Origin of the sequence: Streptomyces sp. G-G2, assembly GCF_030063135.1 — a bacterium.
Taxonomy (GTDB): Bacteria; Actinomycetota; Actinomycetes; order Streptomycetales; family Streptomycetaceae; genus Streptomyces.
Map to the genome: position 1 here is coordinate 1 of NZ_JASISO010000093.1, position 10,784 is coordinate 10,784.

8 protein-coding genes and 1 pseudogene are annotated in these 10,784 nt (G+C 68.1%); 5 read left to right on the top strand and 4 right to left on the bottom strand.

Annotation, left to right across the window (positions count from 1 at the left end; translation table 11 throughout):
• Positions 1 to 386: 386 nt before the first annotated feature.
• On the bottom strand, positions 387 to 1,622 hold the full coding sequence (locus tag QMF80_RS37115; RefSeq protein WP_283461728.1) for an IS4 family transposase: 1,236 nt from the start codon (positions 1,620 to 1,622) through the stop codon (positions 387 to 389).
• 39 nt (positions 1,623 to 1,661) lie between these two features.
• Here QMF80_RS37115 and QMF80_RS37120 point away from each other — a divergent pair, with 39 nt between their 5' ends.
• From QMF80_RS37120 to QMF80_RS37140, 4 genes and pseudogenes are all read left to right on the top strand, one after another.
• Positions 1,662 to 1,967 carry a class I SAM-dependent methyltransferase gene (locus QMF80_RS37120; protein ID WP_283461730.1) on the top strand — a complete coding sequence of 102 codons (306 nt, stop codon included), beginning with the start codon at positions 1,662 to 1,664 and terminating at the stop codon, positions 1,965 to 1,967.
• Positions 1,968 to 2,359: 392 nt separating this feature from the next.
• Entirely contained in the window at positions 2,360 to 3,214 is an 855-nt protein-coding gene (locus tag QMF80_RS37125) for an aminoglycoside phosphotransferase family protein (protein WP_283461732.1), read from the top strand.
• Between the two features lie 399 nt (positions 3,215 to 3,613).
• Positions 3,614 to 4,450 (top strand): aminoglycoside phosphotransferase family protein, encoded by an 837-nt coding sequence (locus QMF80_RS37135; RefSeq protein WP_283461734.1) that lies wholly within the window; start codon positions 3,614 to 3,616, stop codon positions 4,448 to 4,450.
• Between the two features lie 12 nt (positions 4,451 to 4,462).
• Positions 4,463 to 4,774, top strand: a pseudogene (locus QMF80_RS37140) (integrase core domain-containing protein); the annotation flags it as partial.
• Positions 4,775 to 4,949: 175 nt separating this feature from the next.
• On the opposite strand, the gene QMF80_RS37145 reads toward QMF80_RS37140, so the two are convergent.
• A complete protein-coding gene (locus QMF80_RS37145) occupies positions 4,950 to 5,921 on the bottom strand; it encodes an ArsR/SmtB family transcription factor (protein ID WP_283461736.1) in 972 nt (323 codons plus the stop codon).
• Positions 5,922 to 5,976: 55 nt separating this feature from the next.
• On the opposite strand from QMF80_RS37145, the gene QMF80_RS37150 reads away from it, so the two are divergent.
• On the top strand, positions 5,977 to 7,275 hold the full coding sequence (locus QMF80_RS37150; protein ID WP_283461737.1) for an MFS transporter: 1,299 nt from the start codon (positions 5,977 to 5,979) through the stop codon (positions 7,273 to 7,275).
• Positions 7,276 to 8,913: 1,638 nt separating this feature from the next.
• Here QMF80_RS37150 and QMF80_RS38500 read toward each other — a convergent pair.
• Together QMF80_RS38500 and QMF80_RS37165 are read right to left on the bottom strand one after the other, a co-directional pair.
• Complete coding sequence (locus tag QMF80_RS38500; protein WP_502962997.1) at positions 8,914 to 9,408, bottom strand: hypothetical protein; 495 nt, start codon at positions 9,406 to 9,408, stop codon at positions 8,914 to 8,916.
• A gap of 468 nt (positions 9,409 to 9,876) precedes the next feature.
• Positions 9,877 to 10,380: an NUDIX hydrolase gene (locus QMF80_RS37165; RefSeq protein WP_502962998.1), complete on the bottom strand. Its 504-nt coding sequence runs from the start codon at positions 10,378 to 10,380 to the stop codon at positions 9,877 to 9,879.
• Positions 10,381 to 10,784 lie beyond the last annotated feature (404 nt).

Genomic DNA, 10,784 nt, shown 5'->3' on the forward strand with positions numbered 1-10,784 from the left:
ACGCCTGCACGGTGAACTCGGCCACGTCACCCCCGCCGAACACGAAGCCGCCCACTACGCGGCCGAACCCCCTGCATCACTCCAGAAAACCAGCTAACTCACTCTCCACGAAACCCGGGGCTTGACACCTCTGATGAACGCGTGGGCCGCGTCGACGAACGGTTCGTTGGGCACGTCGAACGCACCTAGGTGCAATACCGGTGATTTAGTGTTTTTCCCGGCGGGTCGGGCTGGTCTTGGTCGGCTTGGTGATCGTGACGGTTGGTTTCTCGGGGCGGGGTGGGTGGCAGTGTTCGGCTCGTTTGAGTTTCCAGTTGGCCATCTTGCGTTTGGTCACGCGGGGGTTGGACCGTTGCCGCCGGGGCGGCAGGAGTCGTTCACGGATCTCACGCAGGGCGTGTGCCAGGGCCCGGCCGAGTCGGCAGTGGGGAAAGCGCCGCCTGCCCGGTGACGTGGCGGCGGACGACGTGCAGGGTGCGGGTGAAGGAGATCCGGTCCGGATCCCGTCCTGCCTGTTGTGCGGCCTGGTGCATCAGGTCGCGTAGGGCGTGGTGGACCAGCAGGAACGCGAAAATCTCCTGCTCGACGCCGGCCGGATGCTGGGAGCGCAGGACGAGGCGGGGGCCGCCCTGGTGGGTCTTGATCTCATCCAGCGTGGTCTCGATCTCCCACCGCTGGGCATACAAGGTGGCCAGTTCGGCCGCCGGAGCGGCCTGCGAGTCGAGAATCGTGGTGATCAGCCGGTAGACCGTCCCGGCGGCCCCGTCGTCGAGGGTGTACTCGACGACCCGGACCGTGATCGGGTCGGCCCGGTGGTTCTTGTCCCGCGCGGCAACGATCTCCGACAGGTACGAGCCGTCGTCCAGGGTCTCGACCACGGGCAGGACCGCGTTGTTCTTGACCCGCCACAGCAGGTCGGCGCCGCTGGCTGCGGCAGCCTGCCACAGGTCGAACCCGACGAAGCCCCGGTCAGCCAGAAGGAGCATCCCCTCAGCCAGGCGGCCGAACAGACGCCGGGCCAGCACTGTTTCGTGCACCGACAGCGGGCCGACCTCGGCGGCGAAGACCGCATGGGTGCCGCACTCGACCACCGCCGTCATCCTCGCCTGCGGATACGCGCCCCGCCGCTGGCCGCGCGAGGATCCCGGACGGCCGAAGAAGGCGTCATTGGCGTCGGTGTCGGGCAGGTCGAAGGTGGTGCCGTCCACCGCGACCAGCCGCCACCCGCGGTACCAGGCCCCGGCCGTCGTCCCGGTGGCCACCGGCCGGCACACCCGGGCGAACCATGCCTTGAGCGGCTCGGGACCCAGCCGCAGCCGTGCCCGGCCGATCGCCGCCGTCGACGGAACCCGCCACGTCCCCTCCCACCGCTGGTTTTCGAGCCCACAGGTGAGCAGCCGGGCCACCTCCTCATAGCCCTGGCCCGAGAACAGGCACATCGCGAGCACGAAGTAGACCACCACCCGAGCGGGCAACAGCCGACGCCGCTGCTCGACCCGCCCACACTCCGCAACCACCTCATCCACCAACTCCGGTGGAAACGCACGCGTCAGCACACCGAGCGCGATCCGATCCGACAACCGCTCAACCGCCGACGACTTCACCTGACCGGGCCTTGGCACACCTCACTCAACGACCCATAAAGCCCAAAGTCACCGGTATTGCATCTAGACATCACCACCGACGACCTCACCAAGCTGTCGGACGCGGCGTACGCGGTCATCACCTGCCGTCTGGTCTACAGGTGGATCGACGACAAGGCGGCCTTCCTCAACCGCGTCCGCCACCTCCTTGTCCCGGGCGGCCTCCTGTGGCTGGTCACCGAGATCGCCGGCCGCCGCGAGCCCTCCGCACCTCTGCGGGACCTGGGTATCACCGCCGCGGCGGGCGAGACGCTCACCGCCCGATGGTCCGTCGTCCGCACAGCTGACCTCGACGTGCTCCGCTACTACGTCCTGCGCCCCTGACCACCCACGCCCTGCTCGAGGACATGTTGCTGGACATCGAGCGCCCCTACCCGTGGCTGCGCGGGCGCCGCACGACCGACCCGGGTGGGTGAGGCGGAGCACGCCCGCCCGCGAGGTACTTCCGCTCACCTGCCGCGGGCAGGCGAGCGGAAGGTGAGCGGCCGGTCCAAGGACGGGAACCGGCCAATACCGCAAACGCCCGGCGCCTCGCGCTCTGCGGCCGGTAGCTTCCCGCCATGACAATCACCTTGCCCGAGCTCAAGAGCCGTCCTACCTCTTCGCCCCCTCCGGGACGGCCCTCCACCGATCCGCCGACGCGTCCGGACAAGAACCCGCCGATGCCGCCCAACGACCCCCAGAACCCGCCCAAGCGTCCGGGGAGCTGACCGGCTGTGCGCGTGGGTCGGGTCCCGTACAAGGAGCTGCCCGACGAGACCCGGGCGGCGCTGGCCGCCCGGGTCGGTGAGGGCGAGGGAGTCGCGGTGCCGACCGGGAACGGGGCCGCGTTCGCGTCCTGGTTCTGGCCGGGCGGGGAGATGGTGTTCGTCAAGGGGCTGCCAGCGGACCACGCGGACGCCGCCCGTCTGGAGACGGAAGCCGCCCTCGCCCCGTTCCTCCCCGCGAGCGCCCCGAAAGTGCTGTGGCGCCAGGAGGCCGGGGGGTGGCTGCTGGTGTGCTTCCAGGGCCTAAAGGCCACGGTGTGGACGTACCTCGGGGACGACGGCGAACACGTCGGATCGGTGGCGGCCGTGCTGCGCAAACTCAGCGAGGTACCAGCGCCGGAAGTGGTCCAGTTGACCGCGTGGGACCGATGGGGGCAGTACTGCGACCCAGCCGACGAGCCCCTGCTCACCGGAGACCGCCTGGTGCACTCCGACCCTGCCGCGACGAACTTCATGACCGAACCCGGCGGCAGGGTATGGCTGATCGACTGGGCGTGGGCACTGCGCGGCCCGGCATGGATCGACACGGCCCTGTGGGGGTTCCGACTCGTCCTTGACGGCGGGCAGACCGTCGAGCAGGCCGCCCAGTGGTGCGCGAAGGTAACCGCGTTCGCCGACGCCCCACGAGACGGCCTGCGGATCCTGACCGACGCCGAAGCCCGGTCATGGGAGGACGAGCAGGAGCGCGGGATGACGGAGCTGGATGCGACGATCGCTGCGGCCCGCGCCTGGGCCGCCTACTGGACGAAGCAAGCCGGGCGGTTGAGCCAGAGCACGTGCGCCGACGAGGTGCTCCCCCGTTGAAGCGGTGGATCACGTCGCGCACCGTGTCCGCGTCGGCCTGGACCAGTTGGGCGATGACCGGCACCCGGTTCCCGCTCTCCGAGGCCAGCAGCATCATCGCCGCACCGAACTGGTGCTGCCCCGCCGCACGATCCGCTGTAGCTGCTGGCCCTCCTGATCGGTCAGCCCGCGTACCTTGACCGGCTCTGCCACCACGCCTCCCGGCTCAACATCGAACGTCTCCCGACATCCAACCGCCCCGAACGGCGCCAGCACCAACCGCAACCCTGTGAACCTTGCCGGTCACAGCATTAGCGACGTCACGTGGCACGGCGTCGAGCAGTCGCACTTCTTCCAGCCTGTGTTGACGGCGCGGCCGGAGACCTGATCTGGGAGCACGCATCTATATATCCTCACAGCGTGACGGAGAACCCCGCGGACAAGATATCCACAACGCATGACGTCGAGTTCAACGGTGATCGTGTCGTGAAGACCTTCCGCACGTGGGAACGCGGTGAGCATCTGCGCGAGTGGCGCGGACTCACCTTGCTCCGACGGTTCGCGCCGGGCCTCGGCCCCGACCCAATCAGCGCGGAACTGGATGCGCAGCCACCGCGGATCGTGATGAGCCGTGTCCCGGGGGAACCGCTCGGCACACGACGAGCAACGCCTGAGCAGGTGGATGCGCTCGTCACCGCGCTCGAGCGGATGCACCGATGCGTTCCGGACAGCGTCCTCGCCACGGCGGATCCGCAAGACACCCCAGCCGACGTCGCGGAGTTGCTCAAGAAGATGCTCGCCTCCCGCGCCCGGCCGACGCACGCCGCAGCGCCCGTCGTGCGCAGGGCCTTCGACGCGGCCTCGGAATTGATCGGCTCCGATTGGGCAACTCGGGCAGCCTCGATCGGCGAGCCCTCGACGATCTTCGGTCTGTGCGACGGGAACCTGGCCAACTACCTGTGGGACGGCCAAGCCGTCCATGTCATCGACTTCGAGAGCGCGGGCAGCAACGATCGCGCATTCGACATCGCGGACCTGGTCGAGCACATCTCCCTGCGCCGGGGATCCGAAATCGTCGCGGACGATCTCCTCAAGCGCCTCGACCTGCGCGCCGACGAGCACGAGCGCGTTCGCGCATACAGGCCAGCGTTCGCGGTGTTCTGGCTCCTCATGCTGCTGCCAGACGGCCCGGCCCACCGACACAACCCGCCCGGGGCACTCGAGGACCAAGCCGAACACCTTCTCGCCATCCTCTGAGGTTCTTCGGCTGTGCGAGGGGTCTGCCCGGCGACCGGGAAGCGGTCGCCGGGCAGACCTGTTATTGCGAAACGGGTATGCAGATCGTCAAGACCTGGAGGCAGCGAATACACCTCACGGCGGTTCCGCCGGGCCCGCCGCAGGCTGGGCGTCTTCCCGTCCATGGGCTGCGTCGGCTCCTGCTTCGACAACGCTGTGAGCGAGACGTTCAACAGCGTCTTGAAGGTCGAGTACGTCCACCAGCACGCCTTCGCCACCCGCTCCGAGGCCAGGATCAGGACCTCGACCTGGATCACCGGCTCCTACAACACACGGTGGCGGCACAGCGTGTGCGGGTTCAAGAGCTCCATCGATTACGATTCCGGTCACCGCGCCGCCCTCCCGAGGAGCTGGCTGCGTAGGAAGGTGCCCACGATCCGAGCGGATGGGCATGGCGGACCTCCACCGCGCACGTGCAGTCACAGGCCGGAAGGTTCGTTCGAGGTGGCGACGGGGCTGATCAGCCGGCACCATGCACCAATGCTTCACCGACGCTGGTGCGCGCGTACAGCACCACCCGCCCCATCCGGTGCGCGCGGACCAGGCCGGCTGTTCGCAACGCCGTCAGATGCTGGGAGGTACCGCCTGGGGTGACGTCGATGCGGCGGGCCAGGTCGGTGGTGGACGCGGGAGCCGTCAGCTCGGCCAGCAGCCGAGCACGGGTGCGTCCGAGTACGCCGGCCAGCGCCTCGCACTGCGGACGCGGCCGCTCCTGCCACAGGGTGCCGATGCCGAGCGGGGGGTAGCGCAACGTGGGCTGGTAGTGATCGCTTTCGAGGATGGAGAAGATACGGGGCCAAGTGAAGGCGGAGGGGAGCAGCAGCAGCCCCCTGCCGCCGAGTTGTTGGGGCCCGCGCAACCGTCCGTGCGGCGCGCGCAAAGTGCTTTGCCCCCAAGCGAGTTGAGGGTTCAGGTCCACCAGGAGTCGGTGTGCGCCGCCCTCGGCGAAGTGTTGGGCCCGGTGCTGGATGTCCCTCTCGTGCAGAGCGAGGATGCGCGGCCAGTACGGGGCAAGCGCCACGTCCCAGTACGCGGTGATGGTGTCCGCGAGCCGGCCGAGCCCGCACACGGGATCCTCGCGCAGGGCTTCAACGGGGCCATGGACCATCGGGTCCGTAGTCCGTATGAGCTCAACCGGGGTGGCGCGCAAGGCTGCCAGTTCCACTTGCAACGAGGGTTGCGGGGCGGCCGGGGGCGGTGCCAGAAAACCGACGATGCCGGGGGTGGGGACGGGCACGAGGTCGAACAGAGGCGCCAGGTCCAGCTTCGCCGCCGCCAGCGCCGGGCCGGCCTGTGCCGCCCAGTGCCGGTGCAGTCCTTGTGTGTCGGCCCCCTTGAGGACCCGCACGCTGGCCACCACCTCCCACAGGGGCGACACCGCAAACCGCGTCAACGCTAGGTCCTGCGCCGTGAAACCGATCTCTACCACCATTTAGCAGAGCCTAAATCACTGGTCCGTGGAGGCGGGGCCGGGCAAGTTGCGGCTCATGCCCTCGCACATCGATACGTCACGTCGGACATCCGACTTCCGCACCTTCTTCGCCGCGCTCGCGTCCGGTCAACTCGGTACCCATATCGGTCACGTCGCCCTCCCGCTCGTCGCCGTGCTGGCCCTGGGTGCGAGCCCGGGTCAGGTGGGAATCCTCGCCACGCTGAGCACTGCCGCGTTCCTTCTCATCGGCCTGCCCGCGGGCGCCTGGGTGGACCGGATGCGTCACCGCCGGGTGTTGATCGTGGCGGATCTGTCGCGGGCGGTGCTGCTCGCCACGGTGCCCGCCGCGTGGGCACGGGGAGTGCTTACCTTGGAGCAGCTGTACGTAGTGGTGGCTCTGAGCGGCTGTGCGACGGTGTTCTTCGACGTGGGCTCGCAGAGTGTGCTGCCCCACCTCGTCGCCGACAAAGGGCTAATACGCGCCAACACTACGGTGACAGGTCTCCAGGCCGCTGGGAACGTGGCGGGAGGGGCAGCAGGCGGCGGACTCGTAGCCCTGATCACAGCTCCGCTCGCCGTGGCATGCACGGCTGTCTTGCATCTGGTCTCGGCGCTGTGCCTCACCGGCATCCGGCCCGGACCCGCACCGCACCGGGACGGACCACGCGCCCCGCTGCGGACCCAGGTCGCGCAGGGCATGCGCCACGTGTTCCAGCACAGCGAACTGCGCGCGCTCGCTCTGTCCGCGTCCCTCTCCAACCTGGGCATCCAGATCATCAACACCCTGCTGCCCGTTCTGTTCGCCCAGGAACTCCACCTCTCCCCAGCGATGCTGGGCCTGTACTGGGCGGTGGGCGGCGTGGGAATCCTGCTCGGCGCCCGCTGCGCCCGCCCCCTGGCGGCACGCACCGGTTATGGACGTGCCCTGAGCCTTACTGGTCCGTGTGTGGCCCCGGCCGCTCTGCTGATCCCGTTCATCGACCGTGGCCTCTGGCTCTGGGCTGCCGGGGCGGGATGGCTGCTGATGACCTTCAAGGTCGGTGTCGACAACGTCCTTGGCATCACCCTCCGGCAGCGGCTGACCCCCGCGCCTCTCCTGGGTCGCATGAATGCCACCTTCCGCTTCATGCTGAGCGGTGCGCTGACCGTCGCCTCCGCCCTCTCCGGCTTGATGGGCGAATTCGCCGGAGTGCGCTTCGCCCTGTGGGTGGGTGCCGCCTGTCTGATGCTTGCCTTCCTGCCGGTCTTCCTCTCCCAGATCCGAGCACGACGCGACCTGCCGGAGCAGGTGAAGGCGGACCGGGCCGACACTGCGGCCGCACCGGATCACATGCAGCCAACTGCGAAGGGCTGAGCCGCCGTCCGCGTACAGACGACACCCGCTTCTCGGCAACCTCGACGCTGGCCTTGGCGTCGAAACCCTTCGGCGCGGGAACCGCAGGAGCGGAAACCACCCGCGTGGACACCGAAGTCGGAGCTTTGGGCTCACCTCCCAGGTCAACGGGCGAGAGGCCCGTGGCAAGCGGCAACTCACCCGGAGCCTTCAGCGCGCCGCTGCGCCCGCCGGAAACAGCGGCGTCCGTCGCACTCGCAGGTGCATCATGGCCGCGGCCACGCGCCGAACCCCAGGACTGTTTCGGACGCGACCCAAGTTCAAGCACGCTCTTGGCGAGAGTCCAGTGATTGACAGCCAGAGCGGCCTGCTCCGTACCGGCCATGCCGGCCATCACGAAAGCGATAACAACTACGAACGGACGCGCGACACGCACGGAACTCCCCCGCAAGGACGATCAAGAGGAGCCAGTCCTTCCCGCAGAAAGAAGCCCCACACAAGCGGCGACCTAACGCACCATCGGCCAACCACACCACGTTGGCGGAGAATAAATGTCAGTAAATCGAGATAAGAAGCAACGTCATCGCAACCGCATTGCCAGGAGATGTGAAAATGATCACCTACAGCCAGGGAACTCTTGCGACGTCGCCAACGGCTAAAACTCCAACGAGAACAGCCCCACCCCCGTCAGAACCCGTGAACGTCCGTACCGTCCCGCAACCGTCACTTGCCTCCCCGGGCGCTGTCGAAACGCGCCCCATCCGGGCACCGGCTCAACTTCTGTGATGCAGCAGAGTGAAGCAGCGCCATCGAGGATGGCCTGGGAAGTTGCCCGACGATGCGCCCCGGGCCGCACGGCATCCCCCATGTCGTGACGACCGATCAGGTCCCGGGAAAAGCGTCTCGATCCACACACCGGGGACCAGCGAAACCGTGCACCGCCCAACCAACCGAGAGCGCGTGGCGCGTGGCGGCCTTTCGGGCCAATGAGCGGGTCTCGTCGCTGCGCGGGGGGGGCCTTCCCGAACACCACGGACATGGACGAGCTGGTCGCGCGGGTACGCCCATTAGGCTGCGTGACCGTGTTCGCCACGTACGCCTCACTCGGGCTGGGACCCGATCGTCGCCGACGACGCGCACCGGACCTCCGGCTGAATCGGCAAGCCGTGGTGATCGTCCATGACAACGGCCGCATCCCGGCCCTACGCCGCCTCTACATGACGGCCACACCCCGGCTGTGGCAACTGAACGATGACACAGAGGAACAGAGCGCGCCCGGCGAGCTGGTGACCAGCTGGATGACGACCCCGACGAGCCGTTCGGCGCCGGTGCTTCACTCTGACGCTATGGGAGGCGATCGACCGGTAGATCTGCGCGCCGTACCAGGTGCTGTGCGTGGACGTCACCGACACCCAGCTCCAGGCCGGCAATCTCCCGAGGCCGAGAGCCGCTCCCACACCATCCGCGGGACCCACCTCGTGGCCCTGCAGACCTCGCTGGTGAAAGCGTCAGCCGAGGAGAGCCTCCACCGCACGCGGGTGCGCGGGTACCGCGGGTCGGCCGGGGCCGCGGCCGCCGAGCCGGGGACAGCAGCAGGGGTGGTGGAGCGGGAGCGGGCTGCGGCGGGCGAGACCCAGAGCGTGGCCGCCCGCGGCGCGTTCAGGGGTGTGGTGAGCGCCTGGTGGGTGGCCAGGACCATGCGGCGGCGAATCGGAGGGCGCCCCCAGGCGCCAGAATTAGTCTCCGGTCAGGCGGGCCGGGTGCGCGGCGACGGCCGGCGGCCCATCCCTCTCGCCGATCTGCTGCATGCAGGCGGCTGTGTCCTGTGCCGGAGATCCGTCGGCAGAGGCGGGCAAGGAAGTCGAGGATCTCTTCGGCGGTCTTGGTCCAGATGAACGGTGTGGGGTCCTGGTTCCAGTTCTTGACCCAGCGGCGGATGTCGGCTTCGAGGGCCTGCACGTTCTTGTGTGCGCCTCGGCGGATCATCTGGTCGGCCAGGAAGCCGAACCACCGCTCCACCTGGTTGATCCACGAGGAGCCGGTCGGGGTGAAGTCCAGATGGAACCGGGAGTGTCTGGCGAGCCAGGCCCTGATCGCGGGGGTCTCTGTCGCTGCGGTGGTTATCGGAAGCCTGAGGTTCTTCGAGGCGTCCATGGGCTCATGGCCGCTACACGCGCTGGGACGGGAAAGGTAGTCGAAGCCGCTGACACCGGGTCCGTATGGTCGCATCAGTGCAGCTGGGAGGACCTTTTCGTGTCGACGGACGTCGACGCGGGCAGGTCCGGTCTGGATCTGGGTGACGGCTGGACGAGGCGGTGGGCGGTCTCGTGGCGGGCCGGTGGGGACGATGCTTCCTGCTCGGTACACGATCCCGTATAGGGGCCGGTACTCACGAGCCGCGTCACCGAAGGCGAGCCCGACTTCGCCCCCTGCCCACCGCACATCGCCCCCGACCCGGAACTTCGCGCCGTCTGGACCCGGGAGCGACACAACGTTTTCCACTGGCTCCGCACAACTGGCCACCAGCCCTACTACGGCGCCCTCAAGCCACTGCTCGAAGACCACGCCGAGCACCTGGCCAAGGAGATCGACAGACGCTGAGCCTGAGCGTGATGGGCAAGGTCAGGACCGCGCGGTCCGGTACGTCAGATACCGGCTGAAGGCTTCGTTGCTGTCCGGGGTGAAGCGCCACTCCAGCAGGGCCGACCGCAGCTCCGGCTCGGTCAGCCAGCCATGCCAGGCGACCTCATCGGGATTGGGGACCACGGCGTCCGGCACCACGGCTTCGTGCACGCCGAGCCAGTGAGGGCTCAAGCCGCTGCGGTTGATGAACGTGAACAGCAGGCGCGGCAGCGCACGAATGCCCAGCTCTTCGGCCAGCTCCCTCGCGGCGGCCTGTTCATAGGACTCGCCGACATTTGCGGCGCCACCGACCTCGACCTCATAGAGCCCGGGGAAGCGTGATACCTGCTCCGACCGTCGGTGGACGAGGATTCGTCCACGCGCATCACGACACACCGTCACGGCGACTCGGTGCAGCCAACCCTCCCGGATGGCCTGCCGGCGGCTGACCACCATCCCCAGCACACGATCTTGATCGTCGACACGCTCCACCAGTTCATCCACGACGCACACTCTGGCAGAGCCCACTGACAACGCCGCTTCTCTGAGCCGCAGAGGCCGACCCAGGAGAACCGGAACAAGTAGACCGGACACGGATGACCACAGTTGTCGACCTGACGCACTCAGGCTCAACCGCCCACAACACCGTCGGTGACAACCAGCCTGCCTATGTGACAACTATCGTGCTTCGGCTCACTGTGTGAGCCGAAGCACGGTAGGTGTCACCTAACGTGAGCACCGACCTGCGACTCCATGGCCGTGAGGCACCGCAGTTGTCATCAGAAGCCGTTGTCTTACCGATTCTGATCGCTGAGTTTTCCCAGCTCAGGCATGGTTTCGCTGTCGGGGTGGGAGGGTTCGGGCGTCGTGTTCGGGCTTGGTGGTGCGGAGGTTTTCGGTGGCGTCGG

Bases quoted from the DNA above. Each gene is read 5' to 3' on its own strand.
- QMF80_RS37145 (WP_283461736.1), bottom strand. From the start codon at position 5,921: ATGGTGGTAGAGATCGGTTTCACGGCGCAGGACCTAGCGTTGACGCGG.
- QMF80_RS37150 (WP_283461737.1), top strand. From the start codon at position 5,977: ATGCCCTCGCACATCGATACGTCACGTCGGACATCCGACTTCCGCACC.
- QMF80_RS38500 (WP_502962997.1), bottom strand. From the start codon at position 9,408: ATGGACGCCTCGAAGAACCTCAGGCTTCCGATAACCACCGCAGCGACA.